At 60.3% G+C, this 26,616-nt stretch carries 15 protein-coding genes and 2 pseudogenes; 14 read left to right on the forward strand and 3 right to left on the reverse strand.

Features of this window, described 5'->3' with window-relative positions:
• The first annotated feature begins 518 nt into the window (after nucleotides 1-518).
• From AYK65_RS18220 to AYK65_RS18265, 10 genes and pseudogenes are all read left to right on the forward strand, one after another.
• Nucleotides 519-2,048: a hypothetical protein gene (locus AYK65_RS18220; RefSeq protein WP_139793227.1), complete on the forward strand. Its 1,530-nt coding sequence runs from the start codon at nucleotides 519-521 to the stop codon at nucleotides 2,046-2,048.
• A gap of 8 nt (nucleotides 2,049-2,056) precedes the next feature.
• Nucleotides 2,057-2,404, forward strand: coding sequence for a hypothetical protein (locus tag AYK65_RS18225; protein ID WP_081159341.1), 348 nt, complete (start codon nucleotides 2,057-2,059; stop codon nucleotides 2,402-2,404).
• Nucleotides 2,405-2,737: 333 nt separating this feature from the next.
• The gene (locus AYK65_RS32465; RefSeq protein ID WP_172402014.1) at nucleotides 2,738-3,574 is read left to right on the forward strand and encodes a hypothetical protein; all 837 of its coding nucleotides are present in this window, start codon (nucleotides 2,738-2,740) and stop codon (nucleotides 3,572-3,574) included.
• A 352-nt stretch (nucleotides 3,575-3,926) separates the two neighbouring features.
• On the forward strand, nucleotides 3,927-4,454 hold the full coding sequence (locus tag AYK65_RS31825) for a hypothetical protein (RefSeq protein ID WP_139793228.1): 528 nt from the start codon (nucleotides 3,927-3,929) through the stop codon (nucleotides 4,452-4,454).
• Between the two features lie 888 nt (nucleotides 4,455-5,342).
• Nucleotides 5,343-11,903 carry a phage tail protein gene (locus AYK65_RS18235; RefSeq protein WP_081159344.1) on the forward strand — a complete coding sequence of 2,187 codons (6,561 nt, stop codon included), beginning with the start codon at nucleotides 5,343-5,345 and terminating at the stop codon, nucleotides 11,901-11,903.
• Between the two features lie 12 nt (nucleotides 11,904-11,915).
• A complete protein-coding gene (locus AYK65_RS18240) occupies nucleotides 11,916-17,696 on the forward strand; it encodes a hypothetical protein (RefSeq protein WP_081159345.1) in 5,781 nt (1,926 codons plus the stop codon).
• A gap of 335 nt (nucleotides 17,697-18,031) precedes the next feature.
• The gene (locus tag AYK65_RS18245; RefSeq protein ID WP_244560008.1) at nucleotides 18,032-18,760 is read left to right on the forward strand and encodes a hypothetical protein; all 729 of its coding nucleotides are present in this window, start codon (nucleotides 18,032-18,034) and stop codon (nucleotides 18,758-18,760) included.
• 458 nt (nucleotides 18,761-19,218) lie between these two features.
• Nucleotides 19,219-19,530 carry a hypothetical protein gene (locus tag AYK65_RS18255; protein WP_081159347.1) on the forward strand — a complete coding sequence of 104 codons (312 nt, stop codon included), beginning with the start codon at nucleotides 19,219-19,221 and terminating at the stop codon, nucleotides 19,528-19,530.
• Between the two features lie 142 nt (nucleotides 19,531-19,672).
• Nucleotides 19,673-21,382: pseudogene (locus AYK65_RS18260) on the forward strand (ISL3 family transposase).
• Nucleotides 21,383-21,481: 99 nt separating this feature from the next.
• Nucleotides 21,482-21,739: pseudogene (locus AYK65_RS18265) on the forward strand (HNH endonuclease); the annotation flags it as partial.
• Nucleotides 21,740-21,843: 104 nt separating this feature from the next.
• On the opposite strand, the gene AYK65_RS33060 reads toward AYK65_RS18265, so the two are convergent.
• The 3 genes from AYK65_RS33060 to AYK65_RS18280 are packed head-to-tail and all read right to left on the reverse strand — an operon-like array spanning nucleotide 21,844 to nucleotide 23,799.
• Nucleotides 21,844-22,293, reverse strand: a complete 450-nt coding sequence (locus AYK65_RS33060; RefSeq protein WP_081159348.1) for a ubiquitination-like system serine protease family protein — start codon at nucleotides 22,291-22,293, stop codon at nucleotides 21,844-21,846.
• Nucleotides 22,290-23,471, reverse strand: coding sequence for a ThiF family adenylyltransferase (locus AYK65_RS18275; protein ID WP_026614418.1), 1,182 nt, complete (start codon nucleotides 23,469-23,471; stop codon nucleotides 22,290-22,292). Before AYK65_RS18275 ends, AYK65_RS33060 begins: the two co-directional genes overlap by 4 nt.
• Nucleotides 23,446-23,799: a multiubiquitin domain-containing protein gene (locus AYK65_RS18280; protein ID WP_205625824.1), complete on the reverse strand. Its 354-nt coding sequence runs from the start codon at nucleotides 23,797-23,799 to the stop codon at nucleotides 23,446-23,448. Before AYK65_RS18280 ends, AYK65_RS18275 begins: the two co-directional genes overlap by 26 nt.
• Nucleotides 23,800-23,933: 134 nt before the next feature.
• Between AYK65_RS18280 and AYK65_RS18285 the strand changes: the two genes are divergently transcribed.
• Genes AYK65_RS18285 through AYK65_RS18300 form a run of 4 tightly spaced genes read left to right on the forward strand, consistent with a single transcriptional unit; the run spans nucleotide 23,934 to nucleotide 26,230 of the window.
• Nucleotides 23,934-24,140, forward strand: a complete 207-nt coding sequence (locus AYK65_RS18285) for a ribbon-helix-helix protein, CopG family (protein ID WP_034885196.1) — start codon at nucleotides 23,934-23,936, stop codon at nucleotides 24,138-24,140.
• Nucleotides 24,137-24,790 carry a hypothetical protein gene (locus AYK65_RS18290; RefSeq protein WP_081159350.1) on the forward strand — a complete coding sequence of 218 codons (654 nt, stop codon included), beginning with the start codon at nucleotides 24,137-24,139 and terminating at the stop codon, nucleotides 24,788-24,790. Before AYK65_RS18285 ends, AYK65_RS18290 begins: the two co-directional genes overlap by 4 nt.
• Nucleotides 24,791-24,794: 4 nt before the next feature.
• Entirely contained in the window at nucleotides 24,795-25,298 is a 504-nt protein-coding gene (locus tag AYK65_RS18295) for a helix-turn-helix domain-containing protein (protein WP_026614415.1), read from the forward strand.
• 2 nt (nucleotides 25,299-25,300) lie between these two features.
• Complete coding sequence (locus AYK65_RS18300) at nucleotides 25,301-26,230, forward strand: ImmA/IrrE family metallo-endopeptidase (RefSeq protein WP_244560009.1); 930 nt, start codon at nucleotides 25,301-25,303, stop codon at nucleotides 26,228-26,230.
• Nucleotides 26,231-26,616 lie beyond the last annotated feature (386 nt).

Here is a 26,616-nt window from a genome sequence, read left to right on the forward strand (position 1 = left end):
CTCGTCGAGCGGCGATGGAATTTTGATGCTTTTCGCGATTTTGCGCGATGATAGCGCCGAAACGGCAAGTTGGTCAACCTTTGACCATATCACTATCGATACTTGAATACTATCGATAGTTAGAGTTCGTGGAAATCCGCGTCCGGATGACGGAAAGATGAGGCGTATTAGTTTCCGTTTGCGAAATTTCTCGAAGTTAATTCATTTGGTTAATTGTACGTGAAGGTGCCCCATCCAGAGCCTGCTGCGGCCGATTGCCGACGGAAAGTTTGATGAATTTCTCGATGACGCTTGTTGCTTCACGGACCCTTTCAGCGATTTCGTAAACCACGCGCGTATCAATTCCGGCCTTCCAAACCTGCGCAGGGCGAGTATCGTTCAGAATTGGAGCGGCCGTACCCCGCCACAGATATTTTAGCACAGGTGTACGCTGCCTATTCACAACTCATTTTAGAAGTGCAAGTATAACCTTGTATGTTTGAGTGCGTTTTTGCCCGGTCCGCCGAGACGCCGACCGGATGTTGATCCCTTATACAATTCCGCTGAATGAAGCCTCGGGGGGATTCATCGTGTACAAAAGTATTCGCCGTGCGGCAGCGCAAGAGTGCGCTCTTGCACCAGTGTTTTTGTTGTGTTTGTTGTTTTCTGAGACGCATGTCCGCGCTCAAGAATTCGATCAATGTCCCACCACTGTCCCAACGCCGCCAAAAGCGACCCTCAGTGAGAAAGTGCTGAGCGATGTCTGCATCCCGGCCGACTTCCCTGGGAACAACAACCCCATCGATTTCTTCGATGACTATTCATGGCGCGCTTTTCTGGGCTTGGTCTGGCCCGCCAAGTCTGGCGAGCGCGGGATGCCGGATCCGGCGGCCAAGCTCTCTGACCGCGGCCGGCCCCTCGTCTTTGAAACCTTCAAGTCAGACTGGGAGATCTTTCAGCCGAAAGGCGCTGCCCCGGCCGACTGGAACACGGTCGGCGGAGCCAATCCTTGCAAACTCGACGACGTTTCGAGCGATGATCTCGTGCTTGCCGCCTTCTCGAAATTCGACAATCTCGGTCAGGCGGGTTTCGGCACGCTTGTCGGACCTCTGGTAGGTCAGAACGGAACCTATGTGCGCTACCAGACCGCTTTCAACAAAATCGAGTTCGACCAGATCACGAAAGACAAGCTTTATCTTCGCAGCAGCCTGCAGGGTGCCTTGACGTTCCAGCCCGGGGCGATCGATATCAAAGCTGCGTGGATCGACATGACGGGGGTTGCCCATCCCGAACGGTTCTACACGCGCGATGCCTATCTTCTCGATCTTGCGGCAGAAGAGTGTTCGAAGACGCAGGTCGGACTTGTTGGCCTTCATATCGTTCAAAAGACCATCAGTCGGCCGCAGTGGATCTGGTCCTCGTTCGAGCAGATCGACAACATCATCGAAGAACACAGCCAGACTCCGGCGACCTTCAACGCCGGTGACGGTGTGCCAATGCCGGCGAGGAACCCCTATGTGTTTCCGCCGCCGGTTCAGGTTCCCGCGGCCTTCAACGTCGACCGCATCAAGCCGGTTCACGAGAACACCAAAAGGACGAACGACATCTATCAAAAGCTGCTCGCCGAAGTAGGTGCGCCCTGGCAGTTCTACAAGCTGGTCGTCACACAATGGCCCCTGTCTGTTGGAGATCCTTCGAAGGACGGCAAGCCAACGAACACCTTTCCGGGAAAGAACCACGATGCGACGAGTTTCGCCAACCTGACGATGGAAACATTTGACCAGAGATCGATTGGGACCGGCTGCATGAACTGCCATAACGTCACGCGAGAGACTACAGATTTCCTATGGTCATTGAATACAAGGGCCTTTCCTCAGTTGCGGGACATCATGGCCCAGGCGGCTCTATCGGACGTGTCGGTGACGAGCCTCGCATTGCCTGGTCGGCTGAAGACCTGGGATCAGACGTTGCGAGCGAACGAGAGCTTCACGATGCCGCCTAGGCAGCTGAAGGAATTCCAAGCGCTTAAGGAACTGATGGAATCGGCCCAAGCGACGCCTGTAGAGTGAGGTTAGCCATGTCAATTTCTTCTTATAAAGAGTTCCAGTCCTTCATGTCCGAAACGCTGGCGGCGATGGGCGTCGATGCGGAGTTCGCACCGCACGAGGAGTTCTGGTCGTCGCTCACCTACAGCGAGTTCACGCAGGGCAACGTGCCGGGGATTGCAAGAGCCGTGCGGATTCTGATCCCCGGCGATTCCGGGGGTTCAGCACTCATCCAGTCATTGAAGGGCGAGGGGATATTCACAGGCGCGCCGTTCAGACGCATGCCCGGGGGTGGACCATTCATGACGGACGACCAGATCGGCGAGATCGCCGCCTGGATCGACGCCGGTTGTCCCGAGGGCGATGCGGCTGTCAGCTAGCCAGATCTGTATCTCTTCAGGGCGTGGACGTCGGCGGGACAAAGTCTTCGACCCTTGGGCACGGAGACGATGTGACAGGGGTGCAGCGCAGAAGGGGAAACTGTGATCATCCAACGGTTCTCGAGCATATCCGGTTTATTTCGATGCGATTGATATCGATCACATGGGAGCGCGGGGATTGATCTCACCACCTATGACGGCGTGACGAAAAACGTCACGTCGATCTATTCGCAAATCGAAGGCGATGAATTGGTAGTTGGTCTTGTAGTTTAAGAATTTCGTATATGGCGCGGTGGCCTGGCACTTCTAACTCGGGCCTCGTGGGAGGGGACATTGGGACTTCGTACTCGTAAATCGGTGGCTGCCGCAGCGACGGAAGCGCAACTCTGGAGCGTGCAAAGGGCAACCGCCGAAACCGCGCTCGACTTCGCGATTGGTTTTCTGGGTTGCCGCATGGGCAACAACAGGAACCAGCCAATCGACGCGACAGCGAGAGACAGATTGCTGTCGATTATCCGTGCTGTCTCCATCGTAGAGAGCCGACACGGGACGCTGGGAGCGAACCAGCCGAAAAGAGATCCATTTCAATGTGGCAACCCCAACGATTCATGGTGGAAGGAATTCACAGGTCCCACGGGGACAGGTTCCCGCTTCATACGAGGTCCCGGGCTCTCCAATCTTTGGGCGGGCGAAGTTGGCGACGCATCTGAAACAACCAGCGGATTTCCAGCCGCGGCGAAACGCAGCTTACTTGCCAATCCCAAAGACGGACACAAAAATGCAGGCTTTTCCCCCAGTCATAGCTACGTTTGGGGCGTCATCTACTTGATCCACCGGATCAACAGCCACGCCGGTGACAAGAGTTATTCTTGCGGCGCCCTTTCACGTGAGCGCCTCATTAGTGGGGCTGTCACTTATAATGGAGGTGGTGTAGATGATTATCGGGATCGGCTCGAGAGTGCCTTGACGGAATTTGGAGACCCGCTCGCCGGCCAGGTTTTCATGGAACCTGTTTCGCAGTCGAACTTGATCATCGACTTGATTGCTGCGGCCAAGACATCCGGGCAGCCGCTTATTGGGATGAAGGTAAAGTTCGAAACGTCATCGAACCGCCTTCGGTCGGTGACGCTTGAGTTTGCAAGCGACAAACAAGAGACGGCGGATTCTTGACGGGCCGTTATTCCGTCCGCGATCGCGACGGAAATCTTCAGTTTCGAAACGTCCAGCCCGACGAAGATTTCGCTATTTTCCTTCATGGTTCGCCGTCGCTAAGCTTGCGACTCGGCTCTGGCCCATCCAGAGCAATCCCCGTGCCGCAGCTTATTCCGGGGGCGAGCCACCTTCACGCGGCGAACCTACGGTCTAGTGTTTGCACTAGGACTTGCAGTCTCCAGCCAACCTCGGTACGGCGGTCGTCACCGGGGGCATACCGATAATCTAGAATGCTCTGCGCTCGATCATGGTTGCTTTGATAAGCAAGTAGTAATACGCTTGACGCTCTACCATTGAGAGTACAGGCAAGATGGTTAAACGCACGACCTCGTCGTCTGATGTGCCACTGGCTGCAGCAGGGGAGAAGGCTCAACCGACGCCGCTGAAAGATCATCCGCTGGTCTTCCTGGTTGGGGCCTGTTGTGCAACGGCTGTAGCAACATGGACTTTGTCAGAAATGTTTCGCGTAGCTCCGATTCAGTCCCAGTTAGAAAGACAACTTTCCAAAACCGCCTCTTCGCCAGTCATTGAAGACATTACGACAACTACTGACAAAAGTAATGGATCAGAGGTTGTGCATTCCGCGATAAAATTCAAAGACGCTGAAGGGGACGCAGCTTACGTTAACTATATCGTTCGACAGACGGACGCGAAGCGCATCGAAGTTACGTCATCATCAATCAAATCCAGCAAGGCGCAGCAGGTAGTAGGTGCTGTATATACTGCAGAATGGAAATGCTCATCGGGTAAATACGAAGTTCATCTTACAGTACTCATTACTGATTTCGCGGGGAACGTTAGCCTTCCGAAGAATTATTCAATCTACTGTCGCGGCTGAGCCGAACGCGCTAGGTTCACTGTAGTAGAAGCATCTACTGTTTTGTCGATTGGGTGGGCGGAGGTGAGCGGGGGGCTGATCCTCCAGTCTGTATATTTTGCTCATCGCTTTTTGTCGATGTGCGATTTCGATTTGCCGCTTACAAGCTTCGCGATCTCCCGGGCAAGACCGTGTTTGCTGCAACCGGCGTTTGTGGGCCACGCTGGACGGTGATATCGGCGCAAGTTCCGCGCGCTTTCGTGCCGCGAACAGCGCAAACGATGTTTGTTATGAATCGCGTCGCCGGCACCGTCCTCCGGGCAGGGCGCGCGGACCTAGTTGGATGTGCGCAGCCCGCGCATTTCGGTCGTGATTGCATCCGGCCATTTACTATTGCTGAGGTTGCAATCCTGAAGTTAAGTGGTAAGCTCGTTCTGTTTGAGAGGTCTGGCCGGAAGAACCGGTCAACAACCCGCATCATACAGCATGGTCGGCCAGCAAAGGTCACCGATCATGACGAGGTTTCGAGTGGGGTTGGTCAGACAAGGAATTTATGTCGGTCTAGGAATGCCGTTGGCGAGGGCCCGACACTAGGATCTACGACAATAGCAACACCAAGAGCGTGCTCTTGAAGAATTTTATGGCAGGGGACGACGGAGCGGGACGGCGAGTTTCTGCTTCCCGGATTTGGCAACAATTCGTTCCGCTGCTTCAGCACCTTTAGCGCCGGCGCGGGAGGCGCCAAGGAAAACACGGCGACGAAAGCTCCCGGACGTAAGGCGGTCCATGTGTCGGCGGCGGGAGCGACGATCCGATATCCGAAAGCGAACTGCCGCGTCGATGCGGCGGGCGGCGTTGTCGCCTGCGCCGGCATCGACACGTTGCGCCCGTACGGAAGGGGGAAATACGATGCCCGGCGCGATCAACTTACTCGCCTTCAGGCTTTATCAGATCAGCAACGGCAAGAAGAGGCTCGCGCTCAAAGCTGGGCTGGACTCAGACGGAAATTACGTCGTTTCGGACCCGACTGCGTCGATGGCGTTCGACTATGTGGAGCTTTTCGATGGCAGCGCGGACCGGCTGCGACTGAGCCTGCGCGTGCTCGACGGCACATTTCACCGTCTTGCGGGATCCAAGCTGAGCCTTTCCGTAAGGCTGCCAATCCCCCTGGCTCGCTACGCCGACAAATCGCGCCGCGTCATCGTCAACTTCAAGCTGACGTTATCTGCCGGGAAGGATCTGTTCGCCAAGGACGGCACCCTCGGCGTCGAACTGGCGTACGTCGAGAGCTATGCGCCGGCTGCACCGGGCAATCAAAACAATCTTTCTGGCAGGTTTTCGCTGAATGTGCTTTCAAACCCGCCGAAACACTACCACTTTGAGAGGCATCTCTTCGCGACCAACGCGGCGATAGCGATCGACAAGAACAATTTTCCGCTACCGCCGCGCGTGCTGCGCGACCTGACGGGCTTGGTCATCAAGGACATCGTCGCGATCAATCCCAACCCAAATCTCCCAAGTTTCCCCAATCCCCGGTCCATCCAGCTCCGCCCCGTCGGCATCCGTCGCGCGGACCGCGGCTCGACAGCTTGTGGGTTCCTGGCGTTCGGCGCCCGTATCCGGGTCGGCCCGGCCGCGGCCGAAGCGGCGGGTACGGCGCGGCTTATCCTCGATGAGCCCGATCGCGACGTCGATACCGTCATCCGCGTCGAGCGGGACATCGACTTCGACCTGATCCCCGACGCCTTTCACCAGCCCGATCTGGGAGCGGGCGAGGCGGAGGCGACGAATTCATATTTTTGCTACCTGCGCGTCGGGCCCCTGCCCCCGCAAATCTTCGAAACGGTGTGGAACAGGCGCATCGCGCCGCCTTATCTCGGCGCCCTGCGAACGATCAGCGACGCGGCCGACCTCTCTTTCGTTCCCCTCTTGACGAATGTCAGCCCGATCGCGCCGGGGGGTGGCGATTTCGAGGCCCTGTTCGATGTCGTTCAGCCCGACGTCGCGACGAGCGAGAAGATCGCCGACATTGTTGTCGCGGCGATCCGGCCTGTCGGGCAAAGTGCGACCTTCCTCGCTGACGCCACCTTCCCCGGCCTGCTCACGCACGAGGGCAAGCCAGTCGTCCGCCGCGTCAGGGTCACTGTCGAAAAAAAGAGCATGGCGGAGACTTTCGAATGGTTCGATGCCCCGCCTCTGCGGTCGAGCACAGGGGAGATAAGCGTCACCATCGAGGCGGAGGGGAGCGGTGCGGCAGGCTCGGGAGGCAGGATGCGCATCGGCGCGCTCGATCTCGACGTGCCGGCATCCCGACAGGACGACGCCGGCCAGCTTCGCATCCATTACGCGATTACGTTCGAACCGGTCGATCCCGCCGCAGTCGACAGGAACGACCCGAAAGGGCGGGCCGGCAGGGCGCGGTTGCCACGACGCGGCGAGGCCCTGCCGCGCATCCGCGCGCGGATCGAACGGTTCGACCTGCACGACGTCCGGCCCGGTGCGCAGGACCCGGTCCCCGACGCCGGCCTCGCCTTTGACGCGGTGGTCGAGGATTTGTTGCACGCGGATGTCAGCCCTGGCGATCCGGGCGACGAGCGGGTGGCGCGCGAGCGGCGGATCGCCCGCGACCTCGCACGGGACGTTTCGGCGGTGATCGTCGATGGAGGGCGCGATCCCGCCCCCGACGGTACGCCCTTCTTCCTCCGCGGCGAGGAAATCACCGCACCGAACCGGAACCGCCGGGTAGCGCTGACCCTCCACCGCGCGCGGATGCCGCAAGCCAAGAAGGGAACAGCGCCTCGTCCCCGCAAACGCACGATCGTCCTTGATCCCGAACCCTTCGCAGTGTCGATGATCGACGTGCCAACCTTTGGCGTGGATGGTGAGGCGGCTCAGGAGTACGATGGCGAGATCGCCAACTGGGAGCTTTCTGAGGCGGGCGGCGCGAAATGGGAGATCCTGGGCATCACCGACGGCTTCGATCTCTATTTCCCGCCTCAGGCGACAGGCGAGGCCTTCGAGAAGGGCAAGCCGTGGACGACGATTTCGCCGGCGGGAGCGGCGGCGGTGGCGATCGACTTCCGACTCAGTACTGTCTCACGGCTAGCGCTGCAAGCCTCCTACTACCGGCAGCGCTATGCGGAGGCGCCCTGGAACGTTCGCCGGGTGCTCGGTTTCGCCGGCGACAGAGCGCCGGGCGCCAGCATAAAGAAGGCGCGTTTCGAATATCTTTACGGCCTTGCCGGTCGCATCACCGCACCCGGGCTCAGGCTTGCCGAGCTCGGCTCCCGAATCGGCGGCATCCGAGATCCGCTGCCGGCGCGGCCGCGCGGCATTACGCGCACGATGCCGGAGCCGGAACCAGGCAAGACTGCCTCGCCGCAGCCGCTCGTCGAAGCCGAACTCTACGACCGGTTCCGCGACCTGTCCGCCTCGTTTTCAAAGGCCTACGGCACCCGGATTGCCCATTTTGAAGCCTACCGCGAGGGCAGCGACAACCCGCTCGCGATCGAGGAGAAGGTGGCGTTCGAGCTGCGGGCGGATGCGGCGCTGGACGATGAACCGTGGAATCCGGCGAGCCCCTCCGCCGGCTTCCGTGGCGGAGCCACCCGGGGATTCGAGTCCGAGCAGATCTACAACGAGGTCGTGCGCAACCGGACCAGCACGCGCGGCCAGATCGTCAAACCCGGCTTTTCCGCGCTCGGCGGCTCCGGCTTCGTGCGCGCCTTCTTCGCCGACGGCAAGACGCGGATTGTCTCCGACACGAGCTTCGGCCGAACCCACACCTATGCCGTCGAGCGCATCGGCCGCATCGGCGTCTTCTGGAACATCGCCAAGCACGTCATCGTCTACGAGCGCACCGTGCTGCCACACGACCAGTTTCTCGGCCAGCAAGACGGCCAGCACTTCGGCCGACCGCTCGGGCGCAAGGCGAAGGAATACATCGACATCATCGAACCGGAGCGCGCCTATCCGGAAAAGGGCGCCGCGCCGCGGTCGCCGGGCTTCGTGGAGGCCTGCCTCTTCCGGACCCGGCGGATTCCGGTCGATGGCCGGTGGGGTCGTGACATCGAGGATGGCTGGATCGTGCCGCTCTGGCGAAAGGACGCCGACAAAGACCTCTATCCGAAGCCGGACGTCCGCCTGCAGCTCGCAGCCGCCCATGCCGATGCGGCGGCGGTCACGCCGTCGCGGTTCAGCGACCCCGGCCAGCTCGTCTTCTACACCTCGACGCGATTGGGCGAAGGCGATGATCCGAATGCGTGGGCGCCGCGCGAGGACATCGACTTCGTCAACGTTCCGCCGCCGCTGCCGGTCGGCCAGCCGGTGATCGATGCGGCCGACCCGGACGGAAAGGCGACCGACGAGGTCGTGGTCGATCCGCTTCTGGCGCGCTGCACCTTCGATCTCGACGCCGCCGGCGCCGCGGTCAATTTGGTGAACGGGCGGACGCAGGCCGAGCCGATCGGCGCGGTGCTCGACAACGTGACGATGATGCGCGCCAGGGCGAGCGGCAAGGACGGCGGTGCGGCCGGGCAGGCACTGGCCCTGCGCCAGGAACTCGAGCGCATCCTCGCCGAGGCGCGGCGGCTAGAGAGCGTTCTCGACGGCAGCCTCGCGACGGCGCGGGCGGCGCTCGCCAGCCTGCCGCGGCTCGCCACCAAGAGCGGCGACGAGATCGAGGCCGCGCTCAACGCCGAGGTCGATCGCCTCGGCGAAATCAAGACCGTGATCCATCGTGAAGCTGCAGCCGCCCGCACCATGATCGCGGCTGCCGCAGCGAGGGCGCGAGGCATAATGCAGGCCGCGAAACCGGGCTGGACCGATGCGCCGGAGATCGCCAAGGAGCGGCTGTGGAAGGAGGTCGACGCGGTGCTGTTCGCCCGCGCCGACACTCTTTCGAAAACCATCAGCGAGGTCGTCGCCGGTTTGCAGACGCTGCCCTCGGAGGTAAACGCTGGCATTGCCAATATCCTGGCGCGGCGGATAGAGGAGGCACTCGCGCCCGTTCGCGCCACGATCGTCGGCGGCGTCGGCCGCGTGAGCGAAAGCCTGTCCCGCCTAGAAGGCGCGCTCGGCGACGTCCGCGCGGGGATGGGCGCCGCGCTGCGCAAACTTCAGGCCGAGGCCGAAGAGCTTGATGGACGCCTGCAGGACGCCAAAGCGAATAAAGACCTGCGCTCGCTGATCAACCAGTATGAGGCCTTCCATGGCGGCGTGCTGACGACGATCGACGCGCTGGCGACGAACGCCCGTCGCCAGTTGCCCCTTTCCATCAAGAAGGCAGTGGTTTTCCCCAAGGCGGACGGGACGCTGATGGCGCTAGACGGTTTCCTGACTGGGCTGCGCGCGGCACTCGTATCGCTGCACGACGAAGTACTCGCAACGATCCAGACGACTGGCCTCGATGCTGCTGAAGCGCTTGAGCCAATTCAGGAGGCGATGCGCGGCGCGATTGCCGCCGTCACAAAGGCCGGCACGGACCTTGGGACGCTGGCCGGACTAGGGCAGGGCGTAATACGGGATTCCGCGGCCGCGCTGGCGGCTTTCACCAACGATCTCGACGCCTTTCTCGGCCAAATCATGTTCGAGATACACGATATCTGCGCGACGGCGGCCGACCCGATCGAGGTTATCCGGGACAAGGTCGTGGAGAAGCTCGATCTGGTGGCGGTGAGGGCGAACGAGCTCAAGGGGAACGTGCGCGAGACGGTCGACGGCCTGAAGGGCGCCGTCGGCGGGCTGCTCGACGAGGTTGGCAACACGGTCGCCGAGGCCGAGACCGCGATCGAGAACCACATCGCGCTGGCGCAGAACCAGGCGGCGGCGACGATCGACGCCCTCGAATCCGCACTCGTGCGGGCCATCGACGATGGCATCGCCGTGCTCAGGAACAAGGCCGGCGACCTAGCGCAAATCGTCAAGGACGCCGCTGCAAAGCTTAAGGGCGGCGCCGATGCGATCGTCGATGGTCTGCGGAACGCCGTTCCGCCGGCTGTCGCCGACGACATCCGCGTCCTCGAGGAGGGCTACAGACGGCTGTCGGGCGCACCTACGTTCCAGAACCCTGGCGAGACGCTGGCGCTAGTGCGCGCCGCCGGCACCTCGCCGATGCTGCCGAACCTGAAATTCAATCGCGAGCGGATCGCGTATTTCTTCGACGACGCCCGCGATGCGATTCGCACGTCGCCGGTGGTGGCGCTGATGAACCGGCTGGACGACGACCTGAAGGCACTCGGCATCCGCGTTCCTACCGACGAGATTCTTGAGCGCCTCGTTCCGAAGGGCATGGAGAATTTCGACTTCGGCAAGCTGTTTCCCGATCTCGGCGGCCTCAAGCTCGACGGCCTGTTTAAGAACCTGCGCATGCCGCCGTCGCTCAACGACAAAGTCAAGCTCACGCACGGTTTCGACAAAGCAAGCCTCACCGCCTGGGCGAAGGCCGAGGCCGCGGCGGCATTTCCGGATCGATCCGAGATTTTCGACGCCGGGCCGTTGAAGCTGTCGATGGTGCAGGGCCGCTTCGACGCGCTCGCCGACCTCGCCGCCACGCCCGACGGCGTCACGAAAAAGACCACCCGGGCCGAGATCACCGGCGACTGGGAACTCGCCTTCAGCGGCCGGCCACTCGTAACGCTGGAACGGACGCGGGTGCTCTTCGAGGATGGCAGGGGCCTCGATGTCGACATTGATCCGCGCCGCGTTCGCCTCGACCGGTCGATCCGGTTCCTGTCCGACCTCATCAAGTCCTACGGCGAATCGGACAGCGGCTTCTTCCTCGAAATGCTGGAGGAGGAAGGTCTGCCGGCTGGTATTGCGGCCCGGATCGATCTGCCGCTTCCGCCCCTTTCCTTCGGCGCCTTCTCGGCGACTGGACTTCGCTTCTCCAGTTCCTTCGCGCTTTCCACCAGTAGGGCCAGCGGCGGGAGGCGCGGCGACTTCGCTCTTTCCACGACGCTCGCTCTCGGACGCAAGAGCGAGCCGTTCGTGCTGCGCGTCTGGATCTTCGTAGGCGGCGGCTGGCTGGAGACGAGGGCGAGGTATTTCCCCGCCTCTGGCAAACTGTCCACCGCCGTATCGATCGGGCTGACGGCAGGCCTCGGGCTCGACTTCGCCTTCGGCCCCTGCCGCGGCTTCGTCTTCGCCATGTTCGGCGCCTACGCCGAATTCGAAAGCGGCGGCCCCGGCGGCGCGAACTTCTCGATCGCTGTTATCTTCCTGCTGCGCGGCGGCATCGTCATCCTAGGGCGGTTCAACATTGGCCTGTCGCTGCTGATGGAGTTGGTCTACCGCGACGACGGCACGATGATCGGCCGCGGTACCATCGAGGTCAGCTTCAAGATCTGCTGGTGCTGCGAGATTAAGGTGCGCCAGGGCGTCACCTATCACCTCAGAAAGTCGTCCGGTGGTAAGTCGGCGCCTGCGGCTGCAGCGCCGCCTAGGCCCCACTACCTTGACAGCTTCGCTTGAAAAGGGACGATTATGAAATTCGTTCTCCTTTGTGATCTCGTCCGTGCCCCCGCCTCGGTGAACCCGGTCGTCGGTATGCGCCTTTCCGGCGCGGCGCTGCGCCCGGATCCCGGCGAGCCGGAGGACGCCGTCCTGGCGGCAGCGCGCATCCTGTTCGACGATGTCGACGGGGACGCGCTTCCGGCTCCGGACGACGCCAGCTTTTCGACCTATCTCGACCGCCTGGCAAGGGGGGCCGGTCCCCTCTTTCCCTGGATTGGCGGGGAGTTGCAGTTCGCGGCCCTTTGGGCGTCGGTCGATCCGGGCGCGGATGCGGACCCAACCATCGATCCGCTGGGGATCACGACGAGCCATATCGCACTGCCGGATGGCACCGTCGGTGGCGTCGATTTCGAGATGACGGACAGCGTGCTCGGGTCGCTGCGCCATGCGGCGCTGGCCGACCTCGTCTCCGATCGGCCAGGCCGCACAAACAATTTCACGGAACTCCGGCCGTTCATCCTCGGCGGCCTCGACGACGGCAACAGCAAGACGCCGATTGACGAAGTGGCGGGCGATACCGTCACCTTCCGCTATGAAACGTTCATGGCGGGCCTTGCCTCGATGCCGGCGCCCATCCCGCACGGCCGCCTCAACCTCGTCCGCTTCTGTAAACTCACGGCGGTGAAACCGACGCCGTCCCAACCGACCGACGAGCATGTGCTGATGGTGGTCGCGCCGCGGCTGACGCTCCGCGACGGTACGGCGCTCGCGCCGGATCTCGCTGCGACGACCTGGACGCGGTTGGAATCGTCCTTTGTCGCCACAGTTCCCTATCCCGGTGGTTTCGGCGGCCATCCCGTCGAGGCCATTTGTCGGGCGATCGACCTCACCGCACCGCCTTCGAGCACCAACAGCTTCATCAACCTTGACACGCTTTGGGTGCGGCGCAAACACACGGCAGAGCCGGACGACCCGCGCACGGGGATTGGTTTCGACGACTGGCTGGGACGGCTGCCTGCACGCACTAGCGAGGTGTTCGACCTGCCGCAGCGTCTGCTCGACGCCCTGCAGAACGACATCAAGGCACCCGGCGCTCCCCTTACTTCGGCGATTGCCGCAGGCGATCGAAAAGACGGTGCCGGCCGGCTGACACGAGCCGTGCTGGTGGCGCTGCGGGACATCGTCGGTCCGGGCGTCGTCGTGCGCGACGACGGAACACACGTCGAAGGACCGAACGGCGCGCCGGCCCATCGCGCGCTCGTCGAGCAGGTGAACGGCGCCGTGCGTGGTACGCCGCTGGACGGCGCTCAGACAGAACGCCTTGTTGCCGCCATCGAAGCCGGCGACAAGGCGTTCCGGGATGCCTTCCGCCCCGGCGGGACAGGCGCAGAAGATCGGCTTGCCGAATGGTACGGCGTCCTTGCCGGCGCAATCGGCCCCTCTCTCGGCCTGCCCGACAGTGGCGCGGAATTCGCGCCGGCCATCGCCCATGCGGTCGCGGGCATGCCCGGTCTTGCCGCTGCCTACGATCCCACCATGCTGCGTCGTGTCGTCGATGCGGCCGTCGGCCCGGCCGGCGCGGCAGGGATCCAGGTGGCGAACTGGCACCGGGCAATCGCGGGCGATCCGGACTTCGGGCCTTGGCTGTCGGCCGCAACCGACGCATTCCTGTGGCTTTCCGAGCACGGGTTCGACCCGGTCGGGCGGCTGAGAAAGGCGAACATTGACCTGCCATGGATCCACAAAGAGGGGATATGGCGGAGGGTGGCGTCGGGCCCGACCCGCGACATCGACTTCTTGCGTGGCACCGAAACGGAAAAGGGGAGCATTCGCGACGCGATCTCGGCGTATGTGCTCGGAACCCTGTGCGAAGCAAGCGGGATCCCCGCCGCACTAGAGGACGCGTATGCGGCGAACTACGGCAGGGTCGGAAATCTGCCGGCAGGCGCCCGTCTGGCCGTTGCCGAGGCGATCGACGTCGTGGTCAAGACGCGGGTGAAAAGCTCGTTCACTGACCCCGACCGGGACCCGGACGGCCAGACGCTGTTGACGGGCCCGCTGGTGGCGGACGCGCATCCCGTCGCTCTTCAGATCGACCGTCTCGTCATCAGCCAGTCATCAGGGTGGGACTTCAACGAGGATCTGGCTGGATACGGCATGCTGATGCGGCGGTCCGATCGGGCGGCGGAGTCTTGGTGCTGCCTGACGGCGTCCTTCGCCGAAATCGACCCTGACGCACTTCTCACCGGCACGCCGAGCGCGGTCGAATTCAAGGCCGCGCCGCGCACGGTGCTCGGTGCGGTGCCCGTCGGCTATGTCGGCAACGCGCCACAGGGGGTGATCAGCTACGACAACCGGCCGGTAATCGGCGATGGCCAGGATGACGCCATGACCGACCCCCAAGAAGCCCCCCCGCCCGACCCACGTATCCTGCGCCTCCTCCAGCCGGTTACGCAGGAGCGGCCGCCCGCGGAAACGCTGCTGCCGTTCCTCGCCTATGGCGCCACCTACGAGATCGCCCCGTTCGGCATCTCCAATCAGGGGGCGCTGCCGGAAGCGATCCGCCGCAACGACTACCCCGCCCTGCTCGATCCGGGAAAGCTAACCCCGGGGCACTTCGCTCCCGGCGCCGATATCTTGCGCCGCTTCACCTATCTGCGCTGCACCGGCGTCGGGGCGCTGCGCGTCGAGGCAATCCCGCTGCCCGACGGCAGGAGCTATCACCCGATGACGCCGGGCAAGGAGACGAAGCCGCTCGCGGAGGAAATCCTCGTTCCGCCCGAGGCTGTGGAGCCATGGCGGCCCGCTCCGTCGCCGCCGGCGCTCAGGCCGCTGAAACTCAAGACGGCGCTCTTGCTGGCCGACGAAAATGGTGGGGAGCTCAACGACGGCTGCAGCACGCTGCGGCTTCGCATAAGTCCGCCCGTCACACCGATCGAGGATTTCGATCGCTGGCTCGCCTTTGACGAGTCGCTCAAGACAGATGTTTCGGAGCGGCAGGCACTTCGTGAGTTTCGCAAGAAGCTGCGCGACCGGCAGGCGGACCTCACGCTCGAACAGAACGCTTGCGCGGCGCGGCTTCGCGAAGCCTCAGGGGCCGAGGCCGAGGCCTTGGCGGCGCGAATCCGGACGATAGAGGATTTGCTCGTGATCCAGGACCCGGCCGTCGATGCCCTCGCCGTCTCGGTCCGGCGCGTTCGCCGCGACGGCGCGTTGGCGTCGGAGGCGACAGCGTCTTTCGATCCGTTCTTCCTTCCGTGGGAGTGGACTTGGAACTCCTCCGTGGCCGCCGAGGACCCCTTCGCCAGCCGTCCGCCGATCGAACTCGTCTGCAAGATCGGTCCGAAGAGCGCGCCGATCTTCGACAAGACCGGCAGAACCGTGACGCTTGCCGCGGGAGACATCGTAGTCGTCCAGGTTTTCGCAGCGGTACTCAGGAAAAAATTCAGCGATCCAGTGTGGCCCGGCGGCATCCGTCGCTTCGACAAGGCAGTGCGGGAGGCGTCGGTCGGAAACATTGCCGAAGCCGACTTGCCTGTCGATGAGCATGGCAACGGCTACCGGTTGTTCAGCCTGCATGCGTTCACCCTCGAAGCCGCTTCGCCGGCCATGCCCTCGGAGCAGGAACTCGCGGCCGCCATCACCAGCCATGTCGTCGGAACGATGCCGGCCGAAGACGAGCACGAGGGCGACGTCCGGCTTGACTTCACGCGACGGCCCGGTCTTGCGATGGACGCGGTGGGATCGATCACGGTAGGGACGCAGGCCTGGCGATGGACGGGCCGCCCACTGCCGCCCTTCCCGTTCAAGAAGCACGACGAGTTCAACCATTTTCCGACGCATGACCCGGGTGATCCGCACGATCGCGATCCGACCAAGCGGATTCCGCCGCCTTCGCCTTCCGACTACCCGTTACTGTGGGACGTGGCAGGCTTTGCCGAGCGGCTGGACGAGACGCTTGGCGACCCGACCGTCGCCATCGCGATCAGCGAGAAGCGCGACGAGGCCGGCGACATGATTGTCCTGCCCGTACGCATCGCACTTAATTCGCCGAGGCGCAAGGAGACCGCGCGCTACCTGCGGTTCCAGGCGACGGCCCGGTCACGCTACGCGGCGGCCTACGCGCTCGCAGGAAAGGCGCTTCCATCCGTTGTCCCGGCGAGCTGGGAGAATGCCACCGGACAGTGGAAAACCCGCTGGCACCGGGTGCTACGGCCGGCATCGGATCCGGCCGACGTTCCGAAGCCGAGCATAAGGGCGGTACTGCCACTGACGCGCGCGCTGCGGGAGCGCGAGGCGCTTTCGGCAGTGTCCGGCGTCCTCGCGATCGCCGACGGGGCCTGGTTCGAGCACGCGGGGCTTGCCGACTGGATGATCGGCGGCGCCGAGATCGCGTACCGACGCAAGATTCATGATCCCGGCACCGGGAGTGCGGGTCCGGCGCGGGCGGTCGAGTTCGGGCCAGATCCGCTGGTGAGGACCTACGGGCTCGCAAACCACACGGCGTTTCAGAAGCGCTCGCCGGAGAACGTTGAACAGCTGCGTGGGGTCGCGCCGCTTTCGATCGCCGGGCCGCTCGGCCATGGCTTCGACACTGGAACGGCGACCGGCCTCTTCCTTAACAGCTCCTTTGTCGTCCGCCCGCCTGCTTTCGCCGAGCACGATCCCGACGCCTGGTGGATGGGCAAGCTGGCCTTCCGCCGCCTGGTGCTCGCCGAAGCGATGGACGACTACTGGAACAGCGTAGCCGCCTCTGTCAGCTCCACTGTCGGGCAAGTCTCGCTCACGCAGCATGCAATCGCGGCCACCGCGGAGACGGCGACCGCCACGATCACGGTCGAAGCGCGGCTGGAGGGGATCGACGACCCGGTATCGCTGAAGGTCGAGGCCGAGCGGGCCAACGGTGTATGGACGCTTTTGTTCGACGGGGCGCAGAACGAGCCAGTCGCGTTGAGATCAACCGCCTTCGATCTGCGCATGATTGCGGTGCGCCAGAGGTCTATCGTCGATCCGGCTGCGACTGCCGTGCTGCATTATGCCTGGTTTGACGTCCTGCTGCTCGTCCGCGAAGGCGAGGGCCACTGGTTTCTGGCCTGGCAAACGCGGTGGTTCGATGCGCCGTCGGTCGCCGACACAGCGGAGAACGAACTAAAGGTCAGCATGCAGATCACGCCAAGCGGTGCTGCAATTGGCCCGCTCCTTGCCAGTAGGGCCGTTCAAGTTTCCGAGCCGACCGAGGGTCGCTGGGCGCAATTTCTGCCAAACATGGATGTCCTCGGACGTCTTAGCAAAATCCCGGTCGGCAGTCTGGACCTCCGGTTCGACGAGAAAACGCCCGGACGCCTGTTGCTTGCCGCCGGAAAGGGATGGCTTTCCACCAATGGTCTCCTGACCGAGAGATCGGCCGGCAAGGAGAACCAGCGGCTCTTCAGCCTCCTTCTGCTGACGGCCGGAATCTCGAGCGTGTCGGGCGGTGAGGACGAGATCTTCGTTGGCCTGTACCATTCGCCGGATGGTCACGACGCCGGTCTAAGCGCAGTACCGCTGGAACCGTTCGAGACGGGTTTTTTGCCGGTCTTGCCCTTATCTGGTCCGCTGATCGGGCGGATCCTGACGGTTCGCGCCAGCAATCCGTTAGTAAGAGAGGAGACGATCGCGCTATGGCGCAGCGATCCCTGGCAGCAGTTCTTTCCCCGCGAGCAAGGCGACTCGACCGACCCCGGCGAGGTGTTCGGGGCGCAGAAGGCGACGAACGCCGATCTGCAGATCATCGAGATCTATGCGCCGATCCGATTGCAAGGCAGGAGCTGATCCTGGGCCGGAGCGGGTCAGAGGAGTTGTCCACGCCGCCAAGTAGCGTCGCGCCAGCGCGCCAAGAGATGCATTGTGCAGAATAGCACAAGTGGTATATTTCTAATTTACGGTGTTCTTATGTAAATGACGCAGACGTCAAGTTCTTTGCATTTAACTGGCGTACAACGATACGACGATCTAGAGCCAATCAAGCCTTCCATTTGTCGAAGACTAGGCCACCGTTTATGTTTGTCCGATCTCTTGAGAGCTTCGCAGTTTTGATGGCTCGCTCAGCGCCTGAATCACGGCTGCGCTAGCTACGGGAAGCGCCTTGCGACATGAGAGGATTCGCGATGTCTGAAGGTATGCCATTACCGTGGCCATTTCCTTGGAACCTGCCGGGACGTGCCTGGGCTACGGCTGCAGAAATTCGTTCGAAAGCCTTATCCACCTTCCCGGACAAGGCAACGTCGGCAGAGGCGGAGCCTACTGCATTCATCGAAGAGGTCCATTTAGCCGCAACGGAAGCCTACAAAAACTTCGGGGTTGATCTGCCTGAAGTTAAGAGTTCCGAGTTATATTTGATTGAAGGTATCGCAAAAGTCTCGATCCCCGAAACTGTCGCTAACCCGTGTGTGCGAACGGGGCTCGCGGTTATATATCCGCCCGAATTCTTGTTCGTGTTGGACGCGGGTCTCGACTGTCTTATTGGCGGTACGGTTACTTGGCAACAGAACGGATTGGGCGATCCCGGCTTTCCCGAGAAGAATGAGATCCTTCTTCGAAGTGTTCAAACACGTCGGGAAAGAGATCTGGTCTTTCCGAAGATTGCTGGAAGCTTAATTATTGGAATAGAACCGGGTTCCAACGAAGCCGAGATAGAACGAGAGCTGGCGTCTGCTGGGCTCAGGGATATTGCCATGCAAGAATTCATGGTCACGGCAAGCTGTACGCCGTTTGTCGAGCCGCAGATCTGCAAGAGGCTCGAGACTGAACTTCCCTTCGTCAAATATGCGGAGCCGAACGGAGTAATAAGACTCATCGATTTCAGCCCTGGATGGGCTGCAAAACGTCTCCTTTAGACCTTACCGGGCGTTTTGTCCTTGTCTTAAACACGTTCGAACAAGGAGTACAAAGAATTGCATGCTGCGGAAGTATATGAAGGCATTGGAACATCACTTGAAGAAGCGATTCGCACTGCGCACTCTCAGATCAAAATTCGACCAGGGAGAGATTTCACAACTTCCCGAGTCATTGACTGGGGTATGCAATTCGGCGGACTTACGGAGGAAACCGTATACTACGTAAAAGTAATCGAGGACGAGACCGCACCGTTCAAGGCTTAAGTCGGTGAAGATCTGAGTGGCTCCGGCAGTAGCGCTGCCGGCGGTCTCGTGAGTGGCGACTCGGCGAAATCGTAGACTATAGGCGCGGGAATTCATCGCTAGGAGATGATGCTTGCTTCTATCGATCTCGCGAGCAGGCCTGAATTGGCGGAAGGTTCCTGTCAATGCTGCACGGATCAAGAGGAGGGGGAAACATGGGTAAGTTTAAGGGTGTTGTATACGATATCGACTATCTTGGTCGTCTCGGTGATACCCAGGTACTAATAAGCTCCTTCACTCACCAAGGGGCATTTTTTGCGAATGAGAGCCAGCTACTCATTCCTTTGGCGGCGGCTTTGGTAGCGCGCCGGATCGTCGAGATCGAATATGAAGGGGACGACACAAAGCGTATCCTTGCAGTCGCTATCACGCCGCATACAAGTCCGATGCCCGAAGGTAAAATCAGTGCTGAAATTGAGACCGACACGGCGGGGCTGCCCACTCGGGCGAAAATACATTTCGAGTGACACTCTTGCTCCGGATCACTTCCTCCGGATGCGCTTTATCCATCGGCGCGTCCCTTGATTGATGTCGCTTGGCAGTTAAATGGGGTCTTCCTCAATTTGTGTGGTTCACTCGCCGTTAGACATCCTGCCGCTATGGGCGGGTATGCAAACGAAAACGAAATGGTCGCCCGGCCCAGGGGCAAAAGTTCTGGGTGTCGCGCTCACAGATGATGACAGTTGGGTTGTTTCCGCTGCCGGACCAGCTTTCGGCATTTGCCCCGATTGCGGACGGCGGACCCGAAATCGGCATGGTTGCTCCGACCGGAGCCTTCAAGATCTGCCGGTCCAGGGCAAAACCGTAACGGTGAAGCTTCGGTTGAGCCGCTGCCGGTGCGCCCATCAGAAATGTGAACGACAAACATTCACCGACCGGCTGCCGACGATTGCCTCCCCTTATGCGCGCCGGACAAGGCGGGTCTCGGAGATTCTCAGTCTGCTCGGTCATAACGCCGGCGGCCGTCCCGGCGAGCGCTTGATGCGGCGGCTCGGCATGCCGGTGAGCGACGACACGATCCTGCGGCAGCTGAAGCGGGATGCCGCGCTCGCTCATTGCGACGCCAGGATTCGGGTTGTTGGCATAGATGATTGGAGCTGGCGGCGATCCTGGCGCTACGGCACGATTATCGTCGACCTGGAGCGCCGTTCGGTCGTGGACATCCTTGACGACCGGAGCGTGGCGAGTGCCGCGCGATGGCTGAAGCGGCACCCTTCTGTCGAGATCGTGAGCCGAGACCGATGCGGGCTGTATGCGCAAGCTGCTCACGAGGGTGCACCGCAAGCGCGTCAAGTTGCTGATAGGTTCCATCTCATGCAGAATCTGCGGGTCGCAATCGAGGAGCAGATGAGCTTTCCGGCCGCGCCACGGGACGAGCATTGCTGCCGGACAAAAGTATCGGGAGCGCGCAAATCGATGTAATTCAGGATCATCACGTTGACGCAATGCACCGGCGCCGGGTGCGTCACGCTCATCGACAATCACGGCAGGTGGTGTTCGATACTGTGCACGCTTTGAACAAGGAAGGTCTGTCCTATTCGGAGATGGCACGGCGCACCGGCTACGGCCGGCGCAGCATCGCGAAATGGCTGACTTTCGAGACGCCACCCGACCGACAGAAGGCGGCGTTGAAGCCGACATCACCCTTATATTTCGAGGCTTTCTTCGGCGAGTGCTGGAAAAATGGCAATCGCTGCGGAAGGCATCTGTTCCACGATATCAAACAGCGCGGCTACACGGGCAGTTTCTTGAATCTCGAGCGGCTTCTCGCAAGCTGGCGCCGCGCCGAAAGGTCGGTCAAGGACAGTGCGTCACCGGCTCCGGTCATACCCCATCACCCGGACCGCGATGCTATCATCCCGATAAGGGATCCGGAGACCGGCCATGTGATCTCGCCGGTGGTCGCGGCTGCCCTTTGCATCAAACCTCGGGGCATGCTGACGATCAATCAGGCTAGCAAGGTCGACGTCCTGAAGCAGAGATCACCTGAGTTTGCCTTGATGCGCAGCCTTGCGCTGCGATTTCGCGGTATTCTCAGGAGCGGTGAATCGAGCAAGCTCGACATTTGGATCGACGATACCATCAGCTCCGGGCTCGCCCCCGATGGTCCGGTTCGCGCGGGTCTTGCACCGCGACATTGGCGCCGTTCGCAACGCCATCGAATTGCCCTGGAGCAACGGCCAGGCAGAAGGCCAGATCAACCGCCTCAAGACGATCAAACGTGCGATGTATGGGAGAGCAGGCACGGAGCTCCTCAGAGCACGCATGCTACCGCTCATCAATAATCACAACACACAAATTGAGGAAGACCCTAATTAAATGCCAAGCGACAACTGCAGCCACTTCAGCGAGAGGGGTATGTAGGGCAGATTGGGTACCGGGGGCGCGGGCTTCATCGCCTCCGGGCCGCGCAGTCCGCTCTCGTCGCGGATCGTTCGCTATCGGCTGTTTCGCCGGCTCGTTCTGCATGCCTACGACAAACGGTCCGCAATCACTGGCTTGAAGCTCATAAACGGTGGCGGACGTGCGGAAGTCCATGCTGCACATATCCGGCCTGTGGAGGCAAACGGACCCGATATTCTCGGCAATGGCATCGCCCTCTCAGGCACCGCACACTGGATGTTCGCCCGCGGACTGATCAGCCTCTCGGATGAGTTCGGGATCCTGATTTCGCGGTAACGGATCGCAAATCAGACCGTGTCAGCACATCAGATTCCCCAGGCCTCGGGCCACCTGAGGTGTCGGTACAGGATACTCGAATTCGTTTTAGAGGTTTCCGTTTACCCAGCGATACTGTAAGCGCTAAATTTTTTGAGCCAATTTCGCAGACGACGGAGTATGCCGCGTCTTGTTGCAGGAGCTGGAATTGGATTTGGAGATGACGACGGAGCTTGCTCTTGTCTTTTCGCCAACAGATCTCGTCGTCGTCCCTCCGCTATCTGCTCGTCACTCCAGTCCCCGGCCCAATGTATCACCCCTTGCTTGATCACGTAGTGGGAGCGACAGGGAAGCGACCAATTTCCGATCGATGGATTTATTGTGATCGTCACTCCGTCGAAGGTCAGCCTCCAGTCAAGGGGGCTGAGCGGTGTGACGACCTCGGTTCCGCAGCCGCACGCGCAGAGATGTGACATGGTAGCAAAGTCGAGTGCGACATAGAGAACACCCCTTTCTAGTCGCTCGGGGAAGGCGTCAACAAACTTGTGCCTCATTGGCTCGGCGCGGATCATGGTGCTAGATCCTCATTCAAGATGTGGTTTGCATCGACGGTGAAAAGACTAAAGCTCTCTCGTTCCGTATCAGCGTAGAAACCGCGAAGTTTCTTCCAGCGAATTACCGCGAGACAGGCATTCAGCGCGTTCAGGTCTGCCACTTGGATGTTGCGTCCATACATGTCATCGCGACCCGCGGGATGCAGCGGGATGCGCGAGCGCGATCGAACGTGATCACGATAAGCCGGGGTGCTTGTTGTAGTTCGAACAGAGCCGATCAGCGCATCTTCCACGAGTTCGAGCCCCATCCCAACGTCGATAAAGGGCACCCCGGCCTGCTCCAAAGTCTCGATGATCGCGCGCTTAGCCTCGTTAGCATCGATACACACGAACACAATTGAATGAGCGGAGAGCTCGTCGACGTTGTCATCGTCTATGAAGACCGGATGCGGCACGATGCCTCTGTGCATGTTCTGATAAATGGACGCGAAATAATCGACTTTGAACGGACGCTCCCGTAGCGCTCCGACGCTCGGCGCGCCGGGTGCTCTGAACGCGTTGTGTTGCTCGAATACGTCGCCGTCGTAAAGGTGGATGTTGCAAATGGGTGTCTTTGCAAGTTGATCCAAGACATATGAACCTGTTCCGCCCAGGCCGACTAAGGCTACCGAAGGCGCTTTGAGCTTTTCGGAGAGAGCATTGATGCCGGCTCTGCTCGAAGCATTGTCCATGTATACAAAGGGCGAGTCGTCACACGCCTCGACGACACGATGTGTTCGTGCGGTTATGTCCGGATCGATAGCGGCGGCCGGACTTCCGAGCAGGTAAGCGTAGGTTGTGACCTTTTCGTAATAGTCGGGGTAGCCGTGCTGGGGTTTGCTGGAGAAGCTGTGGTCGATAACCACATCTCCACCAATCCTCTGCCGAGACGAGGTGTGGCGGATTTTTTCAAGCGGCCGTCCGAACTGATCGCAGGGAAATTCGCCAGCAAACATCATTACGTGGGTTTCTGGAGGGTTGGTTCGATCTCCGGACATCGCCAAGGTCGAAACAAGCGTTCCGAGCCGGATCTCGCGGTTTGCCGTGACGTAGGGAACATGCCTCACAACGAGATGGCCATGCTCCACTGATACCTCATAGCCGTCGTCAAACAGCCGTTTCAAATCAGGGTTAAGACTTATCAGTTGCTGAGACATTGAATACCATCCCTTTCTTGACCTTTACGGACTCTCCGTCAACCAACGTGGCTTCCGGTCTCTCGTCGGAGCCCTTTCGGTAGCTGACGGTGAATGATGTGTTCGGCCCCGCGGGCAAATCGGGGAATGCGAGGCGAACCACCTCCTGGAAGCTGATCATTCCCGGTTCAACGAACTTCTCCCGGGTGTTCACAATGATCCGAATTGTCTTTTCGGGTTTGGGCTTCATCCCTTGGGTCTCCATCTGGTTGGCCGTACCCACAAGCTCTCCGCCGATGGCGGCGCCTATTTCGAGTGTGTCGTTTGAAGTGCGGATGTCTCTTGCCATCGGTGTCTCCTTAATCGGGATGAATGAAAAATAGCTAAATTCCAGCTAAAATCAAGCTAGTTTTTGACCGTTTTTTACATTGACAGAATCGGTGGCCGACCGTATGTTCTTAGGAACAGCCCCGGAGAATCCGAATGAAACGAACGATGACGCTCAATTTGACGGATGCGGAGATGGACGCATTGGAGGCCCTTTGCGAAGAAAAGGGTCTTTCAAAGACTGCCTTGGTCAGGCAGGCGCTTCGGCTCTACCAGTCCGTGGATGCAAGGCTCGCCCGAGGGGACAAGGTGTTCGTCGAGAATGCCGACAAGACCGAAAAGGCGGAGCTTATGGTTCTATGAAGACCAATCTTGGAACCGTATCGATCTACAACCGCGTAACCGGCCGTGACGAAGATGCAGTGATCTACCAAGGGTTCGATGCCCAGAACCTCGCGCATATAGAAACTCGCTGGCGGCCGATGTTCGAGGAACGTCGTGTCGAGGCGTTGCGGATCGGAGCGTCTGCCTCGGATATCAACGCTGAAGACGCGCGGTGGGAGTGGGGCAGAAAAATGCTTGCCGCAGTGCGCGAGCCTTTTTTGTACGAACTGTTCGTGTTGGAAGTCGCGGCGATCACTCAAGCGATCATGCTGGTGCGCAAAGGCGGCGAAAAGTGCTTCAGCCGGCACGAGGAGCATCCTCGAGCGCCGCTGATTTACGTCGACTTTTTGTCTACCGCTCCATGGAACCGCCCGAGGATGGTCGCGCAGCCCGTATATACAGGGTGCGGGCGTGCTTTGATATCGACAGCCATCAGCTTTTCCTTCGAGGAGGAGCTGCGCGGTCGTGTTGGGCTGCATGCTCTGCCAGGCGCAGAGGAGTTTTACCGTGAGAAGATCGGGATGACCGATCTGGGTGTTGACGAAGATTACAGTGGGTTGAGGTACTTCGAGGTGTCGGCGTCGTTTGCGGCCAAGATGTTTACCTCTCCCGAAGGGGGCGAGGAGTAGGAACATGAAGCTACATTTTACCAACGAGTGGCTACGGGCCAAGATTCGACAGGACGGCGTGGTGGAAGCCGAGGCGGGAATTCCATTGCTTGATGCTGCGCCGTTGAAGAGGTTTCTTGGCGATCGATCAAGTAACGAACGAACCGAGGCGGCTAAACCACTGGTCTTGCGCGTGCTCATTCACCAGGTTCGCCGACGCGACGGGCTGAGTGTTGTTCAATTCGCCGACAAGATACGTGTGGAAACGGCTGAGATTGAGTTAATAGAGTCGGATGTGAATTATGTACCGAAGCCGCGGACAATTCATCAGCTTGCTCAGTATCTGGAAGTGTCGGCTCAAGCGATCCAAAGTCTTACGGCGGACGCTATCGCCCGCAATGAAAATCTCGATGAAGCCGCGGTGAAGTTCGCAGCTAGTTCCGACGATCTTTCATCTCTCTCAAAATCCGAGCGCCGCAGTCTGAATAACTTTGTCAAGGCCCTATCGAATTACAACAAGGGTAAGTGAACATGTCGGCGATCGAGCCTTCGATTGGAAAGTATGAGATCGTCGATATCAACGATCATATCACCAGACTTCTGCGCGACCTGGACAACCCGGAGCCGCCGCTGAAGCTCGAGGATGTAAGAGAACTCCAGAAGCTCGATCTGACCTACTACAGCAAATCAGACCTCAATCTGCTCGACGAAATCGCGCATCGGGCGAAAATGGCGGGAAGCACACTTATTAGTACGGCTTCCCGCATGATAGATGTCGTCGATCGTTTCAACCTGCGCGGTCTGTTGATGCTGAAGGAGAATGAGAAGAAAATCTTTATCGACGACCAGGTTGCCCAACTCAAGCGCCGTTTCATTATCTCTCACGAGATCATCCACGATTTGCTGCCGTGGCATCGATCTTTGCTCCTGGGCGACAATGAATCCACTCTGAGTCCGACATGTCACCAGACCATGGAGGCGGAAGCCAACTACGGCGGGCGACGACTGATATTCCTGGGCGAGCGGTTCAAGAAGGAGGCTCGGGACGTTCCGTTCTCATGGGCACATATCCAGAGCCTTAATAAGCGGTACGGCAATACCCTGACGACCACACTGTGGCAGATGGTTTGCGAACGTTCTCCAGAGCATCCGGTGTTTGGGATCATCAGTCGCCATCCGTACCATCCGGATATCGGCGATTTCGAGCCGGGTGAGAACGTTTCGCATATGATTAGATCCAACGGGTTCCAAACCCGTTTCGCGAACATTACCCCGCCACAGGCTTATCAAGCCCTGCAGTCCTATATATCGGCACGCAAAAAAGGTCCTGTAGGTGAGGGAGTATTCACGTTTCAGGACATCAACGGCGAACGTTGCGACTTCGAAATGTCCAGCTTCTGCAACGGATACACCATTCTCACCTACGGCGTGTTCAGAAGCGTGCACAAGTTAATATTCTAACCCGCGCCTTCCCGATGTCAGTCGACAAGTTCGTTTAGGGCGCGCGTGAAGTTCCGCCGCGGAAAAGGCGTTGTGTTGCCACGGAAGCGTTCAAATTTAGGCTGTTTTCAACAAGGCTCTGGGGTCATCAGTGCCTGGGGGTGATCGAATTGCCGGTCCGTGTTCAGCGGGAAACGGCCGGCGGGGACCAAGCGCTGCGGTAAGAGTCCATGTAGCGGGCAGAGTCAACGATGCCGCCATCTAACTCTCCGGCCAACGATGTTCCGTTAGGCTATCGGCATAAAGATCTCTTTTGTTCTTCCTCTTGCTGTGAAAAGACCCGTACAGAAGCCAGTGGGTTCCTCGGTCCGGCTTTCGTGCCCCAGCAGGGGTCGTTGTTCGATCGC

The sequence above is a fragment of the Ensifer aridi genome, assembly GCF_002078505.1.
GTDB lineage: Bacteria > Pseudomonadota > Alphaproteobacteria > Rhizobiales > Rhizobiaceae > Sinorhizobium > Sinorhizobium aridi.

What these genes read in the sequence shown, in the direction of transcription:
- AYK65_RS18220 (WP_139793227.1), top strand. Translation starts at nt 519, where the DNA reads ATGTTGATCCCTTATACAATTCCGCTGAATGAAGCCTCGGGGGGATTC.
- AYK65_RS18225 (WP_081159341.1), top strand. Translation starts at nt 2,057, where the DNA reads ATGTCAATTTCTTCTTATAAAGAGTTCCAGTCCTTCATGTCCGAAACG.
- AYK65_RS31825 (WP_139793228.1), top strand. Translation starts at nt 3,927, where the DNA reads ATGGTTAAACGCACGACCTCGTCGTCTGATGTGCCACTGGCTGCAGCA.
- AYK65_RS18235 (WP_081159344.1), top strand. Translation starts at nt 5,343, where the DNA reads ATGCCCGGCGCGATCAACTTACTCGCCTTCAGGCTTTATCAGATCAGC.
- AYK65_RS18240 (WP_081159345.1), top strand. Translation starts at nt 11,916, where the DNA reads ATGAAATTCGTTCTCCTTTGTGATCTCGTCCGTGCCCCCGCCTCGGTG.
- AYK65_RS18245 (WP_244560008.1), top strand. Translation starts at nt 18,032, where the DNA reads ATGTCTGAAGGTATGCCATTACCGTGGCCATTTCCTTGGAACCTGCCG.
- AYK65_RS18255 (WP_081159347.1), top strand. Translation starts at nt 19,219, where the DNA reads ATGGGTAAGTTTAAGGGTGTTGTATACGATATCGACTATCTTGGTCGT.
- AYK65_RS33060 (WP_081159348.1), bottom strand. Translation starts at nt 22,293, where the DNA reads ATGATCCGCGCCGAGCCAATGAGGCACAAGTTTGTTGACGCCTTCCCC.
- AYK65_RS18275 (WP_026614418.1), bottom strand. Translation starts at nt 23,471, where the DNA reads ATGTCTCAGCAACTGATAAGTCTTAACCCTGATTTGAAACGGCTGTTT.
- AYK65_RS18280 (WP_205625824.1), bottom strand. Translation starts at nt 23,799, where the DNA reads ATGGCAAGAGACATCCGCACTTCAAACGACACACTCGAAATAGGCGCC.
- AYK65_RS18285 (WP_034885196.1), top strand. Translation starts at nt 23,934, where the DNA reads ATGAAACGAACGATGACGCTCAATTTGACGGATGCGGAGATGGACGCA.
- AYK65_RS18290 (WP_081159350.1), top strand. Translation starts at nt 24,137, where the DNA reads ATGAAGACCAATCTTGGAACCGTATCGATCTACAACCGCGTAACCGGC.
- AYK65_RS18295 (WP_026614415.1), top strand. Translation starts at nt 24,795, where the DNA reads ATGAAGCTACATTTTACCAACGAGTGGCTACGGGCCAAGATTCGACAG.
- AYK65_RS18300 (WP_244560009.1), top strand. Translation starts at nt 25,301, where the DNA reads ATGTCGGCGATCGAGCCTTCGATTGGAAAGTATGAGATCGTCGATATC.